We start from the raw sequence: 16,589 nt of genomic DNA, 5'->3' as shown, positions 1-16,589 counted from the left end.
AATAACATGCACGTAAAATACTTAGCAGGGATTGTCGGTGCCGCGCTACTGATGGCGGGTTGTAGCTCCAGCAACGAATTGAGTGCTGCCGGTCAGAGTGTACGCATTGTGGACGAGCAGCCAGGCGCAGAGTGCCAGCTGATTGGTACTGCGACAGGTAAGCAAAGCAACTGGCTTTCCGGGCAACACGGAGAAGAAGGCGGTTCTATGCGCGGCGCAGCAAACGATCTGCGCAACCAGGCGGCTGCAATGGGCGGTAACGTGATTTATGGCATCAGTAGCCCGTCGCAGGGAATGTTGTCCAGTTTTGTCCCGACGGATAGCCAGATTATCGGTCAGGTTTATAAGTGCCCGAACTGATGTGATCCAGAGGCTGGGTGACAAACGTATAATTGCCTGATGCGCTTCGCTTATCAGGCCTACATAAGGCATTGCAACTGATTGAATGCTTGAGAATTTGTAGGCCGGATAAGGCGTTTACGCCGCATCCGGCATGACCAACGATCACGTTATCAGTCATTTCAGGCTGGATGGCTCCAGCCTCGCATTAGCAAAGATGAGATTATTTCGCCTGTGGTGCAGTTTTGCTGGTGGATTGAACACGTAAGTGATGCAGCGCGCGTAAGCATTGATCCTGGGTTAGCGGTTGGGCGTTATTCGCCGCTACGGTGCGAACATAGACCTGACATGGCACACCCGCGAGTTTTTTCAGTCGTGGGCTGAAATCAAGCATTCGGCGAGTGATCGCTTCTATTTCTTTACCCGGCGTTGCTTCACGCGTTTTCACCACTGCGCCGCTAAATTGTTCTTTGCCACTTTCATCTTTAAAGCGGTAAAGCACCGCCAGATAATGGTCGAACAAGTTATGTTTCCATTCCGGTTGGGAATAGGTGTCATATTCCAGATTGCCATTGTCCTGGCAGTCAACGTCGTATAACGGCAGGAAATCTAACAGTGAGGTAATACGTAATGCCAGTTCACGCATTTCCGCATTATTAATTGCATGAATGATTGCTCGCGCCAGCATTTCAATCTGCAACTCATTGACGACTAACTCACATTTGCTACCGTCATGTAGCGTTAATACGAAGGTAAGATTTTCGCCTTGATTATCGGTAAGTTCCAGCGTGTTAACCCGACGATTAATATCGGCATTTTTAAGCTCATCAACCAGAATTTCTGGGATGTTTTCTGCCATTTTCTTAATGACTTTATCGCGAGCTTGCTCATACTGAAGGTGTGCAGCAGCATCCAGTTTATGCTTTTGATGCAGACGACTTTCCAGCGCAATCAGCAGGTCGCGCAGTTCCATGACAGACATAAAGAACAACGATTCTTTATTGCGAGGTTCTTTAATTTTCAGCGCCAGTGCAATGAAATTATTACTCTTGCGAATAACACCGGTATTAACACCCTTGATGCTTATGGCCATGTAGGTTCTCCCTAACCATTTCTCAATTAAATAATTAATTTTAATTTATAAGCCAGATAAATGGGCTTGGTAGTAATAGTTGTTAAAATAACATAAATAGCCGTACTCACTCTATATAAACAGAAAAGAAAGGTTAATTATTGGTGTTAGCTATATAAAAAGTAACAACAGCAATGCATATGAATAATTAAAGGTTATGCAACGGGCAAAGATTAAACTTCCCAGTTTAATGACAGGTTGCTGTACTTGCGTTTGTTGCTCTTGCCGGATGCAGCGTAAACGCCTTATCCGGCCTACAGTTCATTGCAAATCCATTCAATTTCAATGCACGATGTAGGCCTGATAAGCGTAGCGAATCAGGCAATTTTAATGTTTAACTTCCCTGTTTAATCAGTTACTGCTGGCGTAGCTGGAGATCCAGCGGCGTTTTGCTGGGTTCGCCGCCAATTTCTCGCGCCAGTTTCGGCACCAGATATCCCGACACCAGTGTCAGCAACTCACGCATAATCTGCCGTGCTTCGTCATCACTCACCATAAAATGCGCCGCGCCCTGTACTTTATCGAGCACATGCAGGTAATACGGCATTACGCCGGCATCGAACAACGCATTACTCAGGTTTGCCAGCGTTTGTGCGTTATCGTTCACATCACGTAACAGAACGCTCTGGTTCAGCAAAGTAACGCCTACCCGGCGCAACTTAGCCATCGCCTGACGGAATGTTTCATCTACCTCATTGGCATGGTTGATGTGATTCACCAGCAAGATTTGCAGCGTAGAACGGGCAAAGCATTCAACCAGCGCCTCGGTGATACGTGCCGGGATCACAATCGGCAGACGGCTGTGAATCCGCAGACGTTTTATATGCGGGATGGCTTCCAGTTGTGTGAGCAACCAGTCCAGCTCGTGATCTTTCGCCATCAGCGGATCGCCGCCGGAGAAAATCATCTCGTCCAGTTCCGGATGCGCAGCAACATACTCAAGTGCAGTTTGCCAGTTACGCTTGTTGCCCTGATTTTCGGCATAGGGGAAGTGACGACGGAAGCAATAGCGGCAATTTACCGCGCAGCCGCCTTTGACCAGCAAAAGCGCCCGGTTGTGGTATTTATGCAACAAACCAGGCACTACGCTGTGCTGTTCTTCCAGTGGGTCGGTGGAGAATCCGGGCGCGATGACAAACTCATCTTGCGAGGTAAGTACCTGACGCAAAAGAGGATCGTCCGGATTGCCTTTCTCCATGCGATCGATAAATGAGCGGGGCACACGCAGGGCAAAAAGCTTTTTGGCGCTGCGTCCGGCTAACAGTTTTTCCTCCGCGTCTATATTCAAAAGACGCAGAAGTTCATCAGGATCGGTCACAACATCGGCAAGTTGCGTTAACCAATCTTCTCTGGATGGGGTATTTAGGGTTACAATATGCGCCATTTTGTGGCTTAGCTACCAATTAACAAATTTCAGAGGGCCTTATGGCAACGTACTATAGCAACGATTTTCGTGCTGGTCTTAAAATCATGTTAGACGGCGAACCTTACGCGGTTGAAGCGAGTGAATTCGTAAAACCGGGTAAAGGCCAGGCATTTGCTCGCGTTAAACTGCGTCGTCTGCTGACCGGTACTCGCGTAGAAAAAACCTTCAAATCTACTGATTCCGCTGAAGGCGCTGATGTTGTCGATATGAACCTGACTTACCTGTACAACGACGGTGAGTTCTGGCACTTCATGAACAACGAAACTTTCGAGCAGCTGTCTGCTGATGCAAAAGCAATTGGTGACAACGCTAAATGGCTGCTGGATCAGGCAGAGTGTATCGTAACTCTGTGGAATGGTCAGCCGATCTCCGTTACTCCGCCGAACTTCGTTGAACTGGAAATCGTTGATACCGATCCGGGCCTGAAAGGTGATACCGCAGGTACTGGTGGCAAACCGGCTACCCTGTCTACTGGCGCTGTGGTTAAAGTTCCGCTGTTTGTACAAATCGGCGAAGTCATCAAAGTGGATACCCGCTCTGGTGAATACGTCTCTCGCGTGAAGTAATGCGGTTGTGGTGCGGCCTGCAGGCTGCACCATCACTTATTCAGGTCAGAGATGATGAAACGCCTTATCGTTCTTGTTTTGCTTGCCAGCACGCTGCTCACGGGCTGTAACACCGCTCGCGGTTTCGGCGAAGACATCAAACATCTCGGCAACTCCATCTCTCGCGCTGCCAGCTAATTTTTCTTCTCTTCCGAAAAATCATCAGATTCCCATCATTTTTGGCGATGTTGTCTATTATTAATTTGCTATAGGCAAACATAAATAACATTACCTAAAAGGAAGACGTTATGGTGAAGAAGACAATTGCAGCGATCTTTTCTGTTCTGGTGCTTTCAACAGTATTAACTGCCTGCAACACCACGCGTGGCGTTGGTGAAGACATTTCTGATGGCGGTAACGCGATTTCTGGCGCAGCAACGAAAGCGCAGCAATAAGCAATAACGGTACGACAGCTGTGTCGTGCCGTTTGTTTTTTCTGCGATAGTCACAAAGGTAATAGTTGAAATTCCCCTGCCACCTGGCAAAATATCCGTTCAACCATCAGCTTTGCAGGACGACCTGCAAACGCCTCTTTTCACCGGGGACGGCCCCAATTCTCCGGAGCCTGATATGTCCTGGATTATCTTAGTTATTGCTGGTCTGCTGGAAGTGGTATGGGCCGTTGGCCTGAAATATACCCACGGCTTTAGTCGTTTGACGCCGAGTGTTATTACTGTGACGGCGATGATTGTCAGTATGGCGCTACTTGCCTGGGCGATGAAATCGTTACCAGTAGGGACGGCTTATGCCGTGTGGACGGGTATTGGCGCAGTCGGCGCGGCCATAACCGGCATTGTGCTGCTCGGTGAGTCCGCTAACCCGATGCGCCTGGCGAGTCTGGCGTTAATCGTATTGGGGATTATTGGTCTGAAACTCAGCACTCACTAACTACCAGGCTGCTGTACCCAAATAAATTTACTGACATCAAACCCTTCCCGGGTCGCGACTGCCAGCATCTCCTGTTTCACTTCGTCAGAAATGGTTGGCGTGCGGGAGAGTATCCACAGGTAGTCGCGGTCCGGGCCGCAAACCAGCGCATGGCGGTATTCCCGATCGAGTGCAATAACGTTATAACCGCCATAGAAAGGACCAAAGAATGACACTTTCAGCGCAGCGCGAGTTGGTGCGCCGGTAAAGTACGCTTTCCCTTCACTCTGCTGCCACATTCCTCTGTCAGGGTTATAGCCTTTATTAATGACATTCAGGCCGCCGTCATCACGCAGGCTGTATGTTGCGGTGACTTTTTCCAGTCCACGTTCAAAGCGGTGATCAAAACGGGCAATCTCATACCAGGTACCGAGATAACGTTTGGCGTCGAAATTATTTACTACGGTCACGCCACGCGGCGGCGTAGGAGAACTGCAGGCAACGACCAGAAATGCAGCTGTCGCTGCGGCAACGAGAGGGAGCAGGCGCATAAATGTTTCCTTACTGGTTTTTTTCTAAGTGTAGATGACAGCAAGGAAAAGCGGAGAAAAGGTCCGAAAATTCGGACCCGATGGAATTTTACTGTAGAGCGTTAAGAATCTGCCAGGCGGCGTCGACTCTCGCTGGATTGGGATAGTTTTTGTTTGCCAGCATCACGATACCCAGCTCTTTTTCTGGAATAAACGCGACATAGCTACCAAATCCGCCGGTCGCCCCTGTTTTATGTACCCATGATGCGCGTACTGCAGGAGTTGGGGGCGTAATCGCTTTTACGGGGCGTGCTGCCAGTGCAATTTTATTGTCACTGCCGTTAATGATGCTGTCAGGATTTACCGGCCAGTCCAGCATTTCCCAGCCCAGGCCCTGATACATATCGCCGGTTTGCCAGTAGCGAGATTGTGCCAGTTGTATCCCTTGTTGAAGCGTTTTCTCATTGATATCAAGGGGTTTTAAATTGCTTTGCACCCAGCGGGCCATATCTTCAATGGTCGACTTCACACCATAAGCTTCAGCATCTAACGCCCCAGGCGAAACATGCACTGCCTTACCTTCGCGATATCCCCAGGCGTAATTCTTTTCTTCTGCGGGCGGTACATTAATCCACGTATGGTTGAGTTTGAGTGGCTGGAAGACACGAGTTTGCATCGCCTGCTCAAAACTCAAACCAGACGGCTTCACAGCCAGTGCGCCGAACAAACCGATACTGGAGTTGGCATACAGACGTTGTGTTCCTGGAGCCCATGCAGGCTGCCAGTTTTGATAGAAGCGCAGCAAGTCGCTTGAGGATTTCACCTCATCCGGCACCTGCAATGGCAGGCCGCCAGCAGTGTAGGTTGCGAGATGTAATAGTGTGATCCCATTCCACTGTTTAGCGGTAAGTTCAGGCCAGTATTTTGTTGTGGGATCGCTTAACTTGATTTCCCCTCGAGCAATAGCGTCGCCACCAAGCACGCCAGTAAATGTTTTGCTGACCGAACCTAACTCAAACAACGTTTGCTGTGTGACGGGCTGCTTTTTGGCGATGTCCGCATAGCCCCAGGTAAAGTAATAAGGTTTACCCTGATAAATTACCGCCACCGCCATACCCGGGATCTTTTGTTGCTCTATAAGCGGGGTAATTGTGCGATGCACAATATCGTTGATTTGTTGAGGGGCAGCAAATGTGGAGCAAGAGGCGGTAATTAATAAGGCGCAGAGCGTCGTTTTGAACATAGGGTCTGGTTTCCATACAAAACGGCCCGCCATAGGCGGGCCGGATTTACATTGGCGATGCGTTAGATTGTAACGACACCAATCAGCGTGACAACTGTCAGGATAGCAGCCAGACCGTAGAAAACCCATTTGCCCGCAGGTACGTGGATTTTCAGATCGTGCATCGCGTGGTGCATACGGTGTAAACCACACCACAGCGGCAGAACGATCATCAGGAACAGGAATACGCGACCAATGAAGCTCTGCGCGAACGCCAGAACGCGCTCGTAGCTCAGCGCATCACCCGGAAACAACCCCAGTGGCAGCAGAATACCCACCAGCAGGATCATCACCGGCGCAATGATGGCGCTCCACATACCACCGGCCCCGAAGAGGCCCCAGAATACCGGTTCGTCAGAACGCTTTGGATTTGGATTAATCATCTCAGGCTCCTTACCAGTACAGGGCAACAAACAGGATTACGATGGTGGCAACCACAGTTACCGCCCAGAGACTTTTGATAATTGGCTCTGGTCCCATTTTTTCGTCTTTTACAATGATATTGGCCGCTTTCGGTGCCAGTTCAAACCAGGTTTTGGTGTGCAGCAGAGCTGCCGCCAGAGTGATCAGGTTAATGATCACGATAACCGGGTTTTGTAAAAAGTCGACGAATCCCGCCCAGGCTTCCGGGCCATTTTTCAGGGCAAACAGCCCGAAAATCAGTTCAATGCTGAACCACACAGCCGGAACCGCCGTGCCTTCGCGCAGCATGTAAAAGCGATAAAACGGCAATTTTTTCCACCAGGTGGACGTCATTGGCCGTACATACGGTTTACGTTTAGTCGTCATGTTGCACTCCTTAGCGTGGTTTCAGGGTCGCGATAAGAAAGTCTTTCGAACTTTCTACTTTGCCCTGCTGAATGGCCGCAGCCGGATCGACGTGTTTCGGGCAGACTTCGGAGCAGTAGCCCACGAAAGTACAGCTCCATACGCCGTTCTGGCTGTTCAACTGCGCCATACGCTCCTTCTTACCGTGGTCGCGGCTATCTTCGTTATAACGATGCGCCAGCGTAATGGCAGCCGGACCGATGAACTCTGGGTTCAGGCCAAACTGCGGGCACGCGGCGTAGCACAAACCACAGTTGATGCAACCGGAGAACTGGTGATACTTCGCCATCTGCGCCGGGGTCTGGATGTTAGTACCCTGATCCGCGGTGCGGGAGTTGCCGATGATGTACGGTTTGATCGCTTCCAGACTTTCGATGAAGTGGGTCATATCGACCACCAGATCGCGTTCAATCGGGAAGTTAGCTAACGCTTCAACCTTCATACCGTCGGTGTAATCACGCAGGAAGGTTTTACATGCCAGTTTTGGCACGTTGTTAACCATCATGCCGCAGGAACCACAAATCGCCATACGGCAGGACCAGCGGTAGCTCAGGTCCGGTGCCAGGTTGTCTTTGATGTAGCCCAGCGCATCCAGTAATGAGGTAGTTGCGTCATAAGGCACTTCATAGAATGCGCTATGCGGTGCGGTATCGACTTCCGGGTTATAGCGCACCACCTCAATTTTCAGGTTTTTCATCTCAGCCATTCGCCTTCTCCTTCTTATTGGCTGCTTCCGCCTTATCGGCTGCATCCGCTTCGCCACCGTAAACGCGTTTAGCTGGCGGCAGCGTAGTAATCTTCACGTCGCTGTACTCCAGGCGAGTCGTGCCATCAGCATCGCGGAAGGCGAGGGTGTGTTTGAGGAAGTTGACGTCGTCACGCTCGGTGCAACCTTCGTCCAGACGCTGGTGCGCGCCGCGGGACTCTTTACGTGCCATTGCGGAGTGCGCCATACATTCAGCAACGTTCAGACCGTGGCCCAGTTCAATGGTGTAGAGCAGGTCGGTGTTGAACACGCTGGAAGTGTCGGTGATGCGCACGCGCTTGAAGCGTTCCTGCAGCTCTGCCAGCTTGTCGATGGTTTTCTGCATCAGTTCCGGCGTACGGTAGATACCGCAGCCTTCTTCCATAGCCAGGCCCATTTCGTCGCGGATCTTCGCCCAGTTTTCGCCGCCATCCTGGTTAACCAGATCTTTCAGACGTTGTTCAACGCCAGCTGCCTGCGCTTCAATTGCCGCTTCGTTGCCATTACCGGCAGTTGCTGCACGCTCTGTCGCTTGTTCACCGGCCAGACGGCCGAAGACCACCAGTTCCGCCAGGGAGTTAGAACCCAGACGGTTTGCACCGTGCAGACCAACAGAGGAACATTCACCCACGGCGAACAGACCTTTAATGCGGGTTTCACAGTTCTGATCGGTTTCGATACCGCCCATGGTGTAGTGTGCGGTCGGACGTACCGGAATCGGTTCTTTAACCGGATCGACGCCAACGTACGCTTTCGCCAGTTCGCAGATGAACGGCAGACGTTCATGCAGTTTTTTCTCGCCGAGGTGACGCAAGTCGAGATAAACCACATCGCCACGCGGCGTGGAGATGGTGTTGCCTTTACGCCATTCGTGCCAGAAGGCCTGAGAGACTTTGTCGCGTGGACCCAGTTCCATATATTTGTTTTTCGGCTCGCCCAGCGGAGTTTCCGGGCCCATGCCGTAATCTTGCAGATAACGGTAGCCATTTTTGTTGACCAGAATACCGCCTTCACCGCGGCAACCTTCGGTCATCAGGATACCGGAACCTGGCAGACCGGTTGGGTGATACTGAACGAATTCCATGTCACGCAGCGGAACGCCGTGGCTTAGCGCCATACCCATACCGTCACCGGTAACGATGCCGCCGTTGGTGTTGTAACGATAAACGCGACCCGCACCGCCAGTAGCCATAACGACCGCGTTAGCACGGATCTGCACCAGCGTGCCTTCCATCATGTTCATTGCTACCAGGCCGCGAACATGACCATCATCAACCAGAATATCCAGCACGAAATGTTCGTCAAAACGCTGGATCTGCGGGAATTGCAGAGAGGTCTGGAACAGCGTGTGCAGCATATGGAAGCCGGTCTTATCGGCGGCGAACCAGGTGCGCTCGATTTTCATGCCGCCGAAGCGACGTACGTTGACGCTACCATCCGGGCGACGGCTCCATGGGCATCCCCACAGTTCCAGTTGGGTCATTTCGGTTGGGCAGTGGTGGACGAAATAATCCACGACATCCTGCTCACACAACCAGTCGCCACCCGCTACTGTATCGTGAAAGTGATATTCGAAGCTGTCATGATCCTGCGCGACAGCGGCGGAGCCCCCTTCTGCAGCAACGGTATGGCTACGCATCGGGTATACTTTTGAGATTAGTGCGATTTTTGCATTCGGATTTGCCTGCGCGGCAGCAATTGCAGCACGTAATCCCGCGCCACCGGCGCCTACAATGGCAAGATCGGCTTGAAAGGTTTGCACGACATTCCTCCAGATTGTTTTTATCCCACAGCCACGTACTTCAGGGTAAGTACCTGAAAGTTACGGTCTGCGAACGCTATTCCACTGCTCCTTTATAGGTACAACAGTATAGTCTGATGGATAAGTCTGAAATTTGACGAGATCGATTTTTTTAGTGCGCAAGAGGGCTAAATTATCACTGAAGATGATTAATTTAATTACTAAACCATCAGATCGTGCTTTTTTTAGTCACTGCCCACCGCTGTTTGATTCCTGCGTAAAATTTGTCTCGCCGTCGCGTTGCGAGTAGACTTCGTGCCCTTGTCAAAAACTGGAGATTTAACTATGAGCGAAACGGCATCCTGGCAGCCGAGCGCATCCATTCCTAACTTATTAAAACGCGCGGCGATTATGGCGGAGATCCGTCGTTTCTTTGCCGATCGTGGAGTGCTGGAGGTGGAGACGCCTTGTATGAGCCAGGCGACGGTAACCGATATTCATTTGGTCCCGTTTGAGACACGTTTCGTTGGCCCCGGGCATTCGCAGGGGATGAATCTCTGGTTAATGACCAGCCCGGAATACCATATGAAACGCCTGCTGGTTGCCGGTTGTGGGCCGGTATTCCAGCTGTGCCGCAGCTTCCGTAATGAAGAGATGGGGCGTTATCACAACCCTGAGTTCACTATGCTGGAGTGGTATCGACCGCACTATGATATGTACCGGTTGATGAACGAGGTGGACGATCTCTTACAACAGGTGCTGGACTGCCCGGCAGCAGAAAGCCTTTCTTATCAACAAGCTTTCTTGCGTTATCTGGAAATTGACCCGCTCTCTGCCGACAAAACGCAACTGCGGGAAGTCGCAGCGAAACTGGATTTGAGCAATGTTGCTGATACCGAAGAAGACCGCGACACGCTGCTACAATTGCTGTTTACCTTTGGCGTAGAGCCAAATATTGGCAAAGAAAAACCGACCTTTGTGTACCACTTTCCAGCCAGCCAGGCATCACTGGCGCAAATCAGTACCGAAGATCATCGGGTCGCTGAACGCTTTGAGGTTTATTATAAAGGTATTGAGCTGGCGAATGGTTTCCATGAATTGACGGATGCCCGTGAGCAGCAACAACGCTTTGAACAAGATAACCGTAAGCGCGCGGCGCGCGGTTTGCCGCAGCACCCCATTGACCAGAATCTGATTGAAGCCTTGAAAGTCGGTATGCCTGACTGTTCCGGCGTGGCATTAGGTGTTGATCGTCTGGTGATGTTGGCGCTGGGCGCGGAGACACTGGCTGAAGTCATCGCCTTTAGCGTTGACCGGGCATAATTCTGAAAAATTACTGAATTAACAGCGAAGAATGGCGTGATAAGCGCCATTCTGTAGCATATGTTTTCATTTTTCCGTTAAAGGCCACAATTTAAGACTGGATATTTGATATCATCCAGGTATCAATTCTGTATTGGTTTTTACGCTGCCTGCTCAATGTTGCGCAGTGCAGTTCAGTGGGCACGTGTTATACACGCGCTGAAATGAAGGATGGTTTCATGCCTCACACGATAAAAAAGATGAGTCTGATAGGACTCATATTGATGATCTTTACTTCCGTATTTGGATTTGCCAATAGCCCATCGGCTTATTACTTAATGGGTTATAGTGCGATTCCCTTTTATATATTTTCTGCATTGTTATTCTTTATTCCATTCGCCTTAATGATGGCTGAAATGGGAGCTGCTTATCGCAAAGAAGAAGGCGGTATCTATTCCTGGATGAATAATAGTGTCGGACCACGTTTTGCCTTCATTGGTACGTTTATGTGGTTTTCCTCTTATATCATCTGGATGGTGAGTACCTCCGCGAAAGTTTGGGTACCGTTCTCAACATTCCTCTATGGTAGCGACATGACCCAGCACTGGCGTATTGCCGGACTGGAGCCTACGCAGGTGGTTGGTCTGCTGGCTGTGGCATGGATGATTCTGGTCACCGTCGTTGCTTCTAAGGGGATTAATAAAATTGCCCGCATTACTGCGGTGGGCGGTATTGCAGTAATGTGTCTGAATTTAGTATTGCTGTTAGTAAGCATTACTATTTTGTTATTAAATGGTGGGCATTTCGCGCAGGATATTAATTTCCTTGCATCACCGAACCCGGGTTATCAGTCCGGTCTGGCAATGCTATCGTTTGTGGTATTTGCCATTTTTGCCTATGGCGGAATTGAAGCGGTTGGTGGTCTGGTCGATAAAACGGAAAATCCAGAAAAGAACTTTGCCAAAGGTATTGTTTTTGCCGCTATTGTTATTTCAATCGGTTATTCGCTGGCAATATTTTTATGGGGCGTCAGCACAAACTGGCAGCAGGTATTAAGTAATGGTTCCGTTAACCTCGGCAATATTACCTATGTGCTGATGAAGAGCCTTGGGATGACGCTGGGTAATGCACTGCATTTGTCACCTGAAGCGTCATTGTCGCTGGGCGTATGGTTTGCGCGTATTACTGGACTTTCGATGTTCCTCGCCTATACCGGTGCGTTCTTTACGCTTTGCTATTCACCGTTGAAAGCCATCATCCAGGGGACGCCGAAAGCATTGTGGCCGGAACCGATGACGCGCCTGAATGCGATGGGGATGCCGTCTATCGCCATGTGGATGCAGTGCGGGTTGGTTACTGTCTTCATCCTGCTGGTTTCGTTTGGTGGCGGTACCGCATCGGCGTTCTTTAACAAGCTGACGCTGATGGCGAACGTGTCTATGACGCTTCCTTACCTGTTCCTCGCGCTGGCTTTCCCGTTCTTTAAAGCACGTCAGGATCTCGACAGACCGTTTGTGATTTTCAAAACGCATTTGTCGGCAATGATTGCGACAGTGGTTGTCGTACTGGTGGTGACATTTGCGAACGTCTTCACCATCATTCAACCTGTGGTTGAAGCCGGAGACTGGGACAGCACATTGTGGATGATTGGCGGCCCTGTCTTCTTCTCGCTGTTAGCGATGGCGATTTACCAGAACTATTGCAGCAGAGTGGCAAAAAATCCGCAGTGGGCGGTGGAATAACCCGATGCCCTATCGTCTACCTGACGATAGGGCGTAAAGACAGGAAATGTTATGGATGACACCAGCCGGGACCCGGCAATAACCGAAGATGAAATCAGGGCGCTGCAATTTTCTGCCGGGGATGTAGCGGAAATAGAGCAGACGATTCTCTCTTTTGTCGATGCCTGCCACACCCGTAAAGTGGCGATGGTGGTGGGTAGCACCATTAACACCCTCAAAGATCGCGATGGTAAACGGTGGGGAAACCTGCCGGATATTTATTGCGCTTATCTTATCCGATGTCTGGTTTTTCGCGGGGAATTAGTGGGATACGGCGATTTGTTTCGTATGCGCTATAGCGAAATTAAGCGACCGGTTACCTTATGAGTGCGCGCATGTTTGTCTTATGCTGCATCTGGTTTATTGTGGCGTTCCTCTGGATAACCATCACTTCCGCGCTGGACAAAGAGTGGATGATTGATGGACGCGGGATTAACAACGTCTGCGATGTGTTGATGTATCTCGAAGAAGACGATACCCGTGATGTTGGTGTGATAATGACGTTACCGCTCTTTTTCCCTTTTCTCTGGTTCGCTTTGTGGCGAAAAAAACGCGGCTGGTTTATGTACGCCACCGCGCTGGCTATTTTCGGCTACTGGCTGTGGCAGTTTTTTCTGCGCTATCAGTTTTGTTTGTGAGCCGGATTGGTTCATCCGGCACACAAACTTACAAACTTCCCGCCTGACGACCTTTGCCCGCAGACGTCAGCGTTCTCCCCGTTTGTTTACCGTTGAGGCTTTCCAGACGCATCTGGAAGGGCGGGAATGGCATATCGATACCGTGGGCATGGAAGCCAGCCAGAATCAGCTGGTGGATCTCATGGCGTAGCGGCATACGGTGACCCATCTCAGCGGCGTAAATACGCAGCTCGAAAATCTGAATCCCCTGTTGCAGATCCACCAGGAAGACTTCCGGTGCCGGGTTGTCGATCACCAGCGAGCAGCGACGCGCTGCGGTGAGCAGGATTTCCGTCACTTCTTCGCTATTGGCATCGGCAGGGGCCGGTATCGTCAACACCACGCGCGTGACCGAGTCAGAGAGCGACCAGTTGATAAACTGCTCGGTAATAAACGCCTTGTTCGGCACGATTATCTCTTTACGGTCCCAGTCGCTGATGGTGGTGGCGCGGGTGTTAATTTTCGTCACGCTACCGGTGAGATCGCGAATTGTCACCGTATCGCCAATGCGAATCGGTTTTTCGAACAGGATAATCAGACCAGAGATAAAGTTGGCGAAAATTTCCTGCAAACCAAAACCGAGACCAACACCGAGCGCGGCAACCAGCCACTGCAATTTCGACCACTCAATACCAATCATTGAGAAGCCGACCAGCCCGCCAATCAGCATCAGCAGATATTTGGTGATGGTGGTGATGGCGTAACCCGTACCCGGCGTTAAATCCAGGTGCTGCAAAATCGCCAGTTCCAGCAGCGCGGGCAAGTTGCGCACCAGCTGCGTGGTGATGATAAACACCAGAATGGCAATCAGCACCGCACCGAGGGTAATTGGCTCCAGACTTTCTACGCCCTGTACCGTGGAGGTGACATCCCACAGCGAAATATTTTCGAGGAAGCCGAAAGCGGAATGGATTTCTGACCACAGCACAATGACAGAAAGCAGGGCGATCAACATCAAAATTGAGCGCACCAGCCGCAAGGATTGCGCACTGATGGCATCGAGATCGACTTCGCTTTCATCGACTTCAATTGCTCCTTCCGGGCTACTGTGATGATGCGCTTCCTCTTCGCCACGCGCACGTTGCGCTAACATCTCTGCCCGGCGATGCTTCGCCCGATCAAACGCCAGCCTGCGGCGCTGGATCAGCATCCAGCGGCGGATAACGTGATAAACCACCAGTAGCAGGAACCAGATGGCAACCGAGGTTTCAAGCCTCGCTAACAGCGCCTGTGCCGTTGCCAGATAACCCACCGCCGACGCCAGAATGGCAACCAACGGCGCGCCAATCATCATGTTCCACAGCATATGGTTGGTAATGTTGTCGCCGCTGCCCTCTTTGTTGAGATACAGCGGAATCCCGGCCTTTTTCAGGCTGAGGGTGACCACCGCCAGCGCACCGCAAATGAGGATAAAGCAAAGCCGTCCCAGCGAACCGGAGAATTCACGGTCGTCGAGGTTATCGAACATCATCAGCGCCATAATCAGCGGCACAATAAGCCCGATGCTCATCAGGTAGTAGCGCATCCCACGGGAAACACGTTCGCGCGGCCAGCCAAAATGAGCGATAAACAAGCCGTTCGGGCGGGCAAAGGTGGCGCAAATCATCACTACCCACAGCAGCGGCACGGTGGCCGTTACACCATCGCCAATCGCGACCGCCAGCGGATAAGGCCACGCCTCGCGCAAGCCGTAACCCAGCGTCATCCACAGCACCGGTAACGGTGACGCGACGAGAATCGACCAGAAAAGAGTGCGCAACGTCAGCCAGAAGTGATCCTGAGTCACTTTGCCAACTTTCGCCGCCGAACGTTCAAGAAAACGGGTGAAATAGCGGCGCGAGTAAATACTGCAACCGACCAGAATCAACGCGCCAAACAGCGGCAAAATTGTCTCTTTGCTGGTCAGCATCATCACACTGGCTTTGCCCAACTGACTGAAGGTGTCCAGCGAAATGAGACGACGCAGATCCTGGGCGATTTCCAGCGGCCAGGCGATGGTCATCGGGCGCACGTCAGAGGTCCAGAACAGATAGCGGTGCGTTGCTTCGTTCACCTCTTTCAGCGCATCCTCCAGTTGCCCGTTGGAGACTTTCAGCTTGGTCAGTTCCAATAGTAGCGTGTCGCCACCCTGCAACAATGAGTTCAGCAACTCACGCTGAGTGCGCAGTTGTGCTTCCAGAATACGGTTTTGCTCGGCAGTCAGCGGCTGACCGTCGGCCTGATGAATTTGCCGTAGCAGCGGCTGTTTATTAAGCAGATCCTCATAACGTAACCGTTGCACACGCAACTGCGCCATTTCGGTATCAAGCTGTTGTGGTTTCGGCATTTCCGGCAGCCGTGCCACCTGCGCCCGCAGCGCTTCGCCGAGCAGATTGGACGATCCCAGCCATTGCGACTGTTCACGCAGCGTATTCAACGCCTGCCGGACCTGTAACGTCTGGCTGGCAGCCTGACGCTGTTGCGAGGCAACGAGATCCATCCGCTGCGCCTGTTGATTCAAAGCCGCCGATAGTTCGCGGTTAATTTTGAATTGCGCGACGATATCTTTCGGCAAATCGGCGCTGTTTTCTGCCAGCAATTCGGTACTTTCCAGCGCCCGCTCCGCCTCAAGCTGACGTTGGCTGTTTAATTGATTACGCAAGGCCTGCAAATACGCATCCAGTTGCTGGCTCTCTTTTTCCGCCAGCTCTGAGCGTAAGCGCGCTAATTCCTGGCGGTTATTGGCAGACAGCTGCGCCAGCTCCAGTTCATCAACGAGCGCCTTAAGACGTGCAGAGTCAGACTGCAACGCGAAATTTTGTGCCTGATTGAGCGGAGTATTGCCGGTAAGCGTTCCCAGGCGGCGCTCGATCTCATTTAACTGACGGCGGGCGTCGGTTTGCTGTTGCGGCAGTTGATTCAGCGAATCGGCAATCTCGCGGGCGCGCTCCTGCTCTTGCTGGGCCTGACGGCTTTTATCCAGCAACTGGCTGCTGACCTGGAGAATTTCCTGATTCAGCGCGTCGGTAGACATTCCCGGCGACACGCTGCGCGGCTCGTCACGCATGTTGTTTAATTGTGCGCGCAGAGTAGCGGAGAGTTTCGGATAATTATCGATAACTTGCTGATATTGTTTGATGCGCTCAAGGGAACCTTTTCGTTCCTCAAGCGCATTTAAGGCAGACTGGAGCGCCTCTACGACTTCCGGCTGTGCGGGTTTCGCCGCTTTTGCCTGCTCCAGTTCCTGAGTGATTTGTTTGCTATCGGGGGCCGTCGCGGCGTACGCCCCCCAACTGAGGCACCAGGCCATCAGAAAAGTGATAATCAGGCGCACGTCAGCGTTTCCTTTGATGGA

18 protein-coding genes are annotated in these 16,589 nt (G+C 51.4%); 9 read left to right on the top strand and 9 right to left on the bottom strand.

Annotated elements, in window-relative coordinates; all coding sequences use genetic code 11:
* Window positions 1–6: 6 nt before the first annotated feature.
* The gene (locus KXD89_RS20025; protein WP_000558209.1) at window positions 7–360 is read left to right on the top strand and encodes a DUF4156 domain-containing protein; all 354 of its coding nucleotides are present in this window, start codon (window positions 7–9) and stop codon (window positions 358–360) included.
* A 202-nt stretch (window positions 361–562) separates the two neighbouring features.
* On the opposite strand, the gene KXD89_RS20020 is transcribed toward KXD89_RS20025, so the two are convergent.
* Both KXD89_RS20020 and epmB read right to left on the bottom strand, forming a co-directional pair.
* Window positions 563–1,432 (bottom strand): YjeJ family protein, encoded by an 870-nt coding sequence (locus KXD89_RS20020; protein WP_001008040.1) that lies wholly within the window; start codon window positions 1,430–1,432, stop codon window positions 563–565.
* 394 nt (window positions 1,433–1,826) lie between these two features.
* Window positions 1,827–2,855 (bottom strand): EF-P beta-lysylation protein EpmB, encoded by a 1,029-nt coding sequence (gene epmB, locus KXD89_RS20015; RefSeq protein ID WP_000940549.1) that lies wholly within the window; start codon window positions 2,853–2,855, stop codon window positions 1,827–1,829.
* A gap of 41 nt (window positions 2,856–2,896) precedes the next feature.
* Here epmB and efp point away from each other — a divergent pair, with 41 nt between their 5' ends.
* From efp to sugE, 4 genes are all read left to right on the top strand, one after another.
* Window positions 2,897–3,463, top strand: a complete 567-nt coding sequence (efp, locus tag KXD89_RS20010; RefSeq protein ID WP_000257278.1) for an elongation factor P — start codon at window positions 2,897–2,899, stop codon at window positions 3,461–3,463.
* Between the two features lie 51 nt (window positions 3,464–3,514).
* A complete protein-coding gene (gene ecnA / locus KXD89_RS20005; protein WP_000977757.1) occupies window positions 3,515–3,640 on the top strand; it encodes a lipoprotein antitoxin entericidin A in 126 nt (41 codons plus the stop codon).
* A 110-nt stretch (window positions 3,641–3,750) separates the two neighbouring features.
* Window positions 3,751–3,897: a lipoprotein toxin entericidin B gene (ecnB, locus tag KXD89_RS20000; RefSeq protein ID WP_000239596.1), complete on the top strand. Its 147-nt coding sequence runs from the start codon at window positions 3,751–3,753 to the stop codon at window positions 3,895–3,897.
* Window positions 3,898–4,072: 175 nt separating this feature from the next.
* A complete protein-coding gene (gene sugE, locus KXD89_RS19995) occupies window positions 4,073–4,390 on the top strand; it encodes a quaternary ammonium compound efflux SMR transporter SugE (RefSeq protein WP_000118482.1) in 318 nt (105 codons plus the stop codon).
* Here sugE and blc read toward each other — a convergent pair.
* The 6 genes from blc to frdA form a co-directional block, all read right to left on the bottom strand.
* On the bottom strand, window positions 4,387–4,920 hold the full coding sequence (gene blc, locus KXD89_RS19990; protein ID WP_001238378.1) for a lipocalin Blc: 534 nt from the start codon (window positions 4,918–4,920) through the stop codon (window positions 4,387–4,389). The two genes, sugE and blc, sit on opposite strands and share 4 nt — an antisense overlap.
* Before the next feature lie 88 nt (window positions 4,921–5,008).
* The gene (locus KXD89_RS19985) at window positions 5,009–6,142 is read right to left on the bottom strand and encodes a BlaEC family class C beta-lactamase (RefSeq protein ID WP_001336292.1); all 1,134 of its coding nucleotides are present in this window, start codon (window positions 6,140–6,142) and stop codon (window positions 5,009–5,011) included.
* A 62-nt stretch (window positions 6,143–6,204) separates the two neighbouring features.
* Window positions 6,205–6,564 carry a fumarate reductase subunit FrdD gene (frdD, locus tag KXD89_RS19980; RefSeq protein ID WP_000609663.1) on the bottom strand — a complete coding sequence of 120 codons (360 nt, stop codon included), beginning with the start codon at window positions 6,562–6,564 and terminating at the stop codon, window positions 6,205–6,207.
* A 10-nt stretch (window positions 6,565–6,574) separates the two neighbouring features.
* Complete coding sequence (gene frdC / locus KXD89_RS19975) at window positions 6,575–6,970, bottom strand: fumarate reductase subunit FrdC (protein WP_000208757.1); 396 nt, start codon at window positions 6,968–6,970, stop codon at window positions 6,575–6,577.
* Window positions 6,971–6,980: 10 nt separating this feature from the next.
* Window positions 6,981–7,715, bottom strand: coding sequence for a fumarate reductase iron-sulfur protein (gene frdB / locus KXD89_RS19970; RefSeq protein ID WP_000829498.1), 735 nt, complete (start codon window positions 7,713–7,715; stop codon window positions 6,981–6,983).
* Window positions 7,708–9,516 (bottom strand): fumarate reductase (quinol) flavoprotein subunit, encoded by a 1,809-nt coding sequence (gene frdA, locus KXD89_RS19965; RefSeq protein WP_001192973.1) that lies wholly within the window; start codon window positions 9,514–9,516, stop codon window positions 7,708–7,710. The genes frdB and frdA overlap by 8 nt, the downstream gene beginning before the upstream one ends.
* 324 nt (window positions 9,517–9,840) lie before the next feature.
* On the opposite strand from frdA, the gene epmA reads away from it, so the two are divergent.
* The 4 genes from epmA to KXD89_RS19945 all read left to right on the top strand — a co-directional run bounded on the left by epmA (window position 9,841) and on the right by KXD89_RS19945 (window position 13,216).
* A complete protein-coding gene (epmA, locus tag KXD89_RS19960; protein WP_000004771.1) occupies window positions 9,841–10,818 on the top strand; it encodes an elongation factor P--(R)-beta-lysine ligase in 978 nt (325 codons plus the stop codon).
* Between the two features lie 218 nt (window positions 10,819–11,036).
* Window positions 11,037–12,539 (top strand): glutamate/gamma-aminobutyrate family transporter YjeM, encoded by a 1,503-nt coding sequence (yjeM, locus tag KXD89_RS19955; RefSeq protein ID WP_001336293.1) that lies wholly within the window; start codon window positions 11,037–11,039, stop codon window positions 12,537–12,539.
* 51 nt (window positions 12,540–12,590) lie between these two features.
* Window positions 12,591–12,905 (top strand): protein YjeN, encoded by a 315-nt coding sequence (gene yjeN / locus KXD89_RS19950; protein WP_000342867.1) that lies wholly within the window; start codon window positions 12,591–12,593, stop codon window positions 12,903–12,905.
* Window positions 12,902–13,216, top strand: a complete 315-nt coding sequence (locus KXD89_RS19945; protein WP_001276180.1) for a YjeO family protein — start codon at window positions 12,902–12,904, stop codon at window positions 13,214–13,216. The genes yjeN and KXD89_RS19945 overlap by 4 nt, the downstream gene beginning before the upstream one ends.
* Before the next feature lie 28 nt (window positions 13,217–13,244).
* Here KXD89_RS19945 and mscM read toward each other — a convergent pair whose 3' ends face one another.
* Window positions 13,245–16,568 (bottom strand): miniconductance mechanosensitive channel MscM, encoded by a 3,324-nt coding sequence (gene mscM, locus KXD89_RS19940; RefSeq protein ID WP_001236847.1) that lies wholly within the window; start codon window positions 16,566–16,568, stop codon window positions 13,245–13,247.
* Between the last annotated feature and the right edge of the window lie 21 nt (window positions 16,569–16,589).

It is taken from the genome of Escherichia sp. TC-EC600-tetX4, from assembly GCF_019356055.1.
Classification (GTDB): domain Bacteria; phylum Pseudomonadota; class Gammaproteobacteria; order Enterobacterales; family Enterobacteriaceae.
This window is presented reverse-complemented; position numbering and strand designations above follow the sequence as displayed.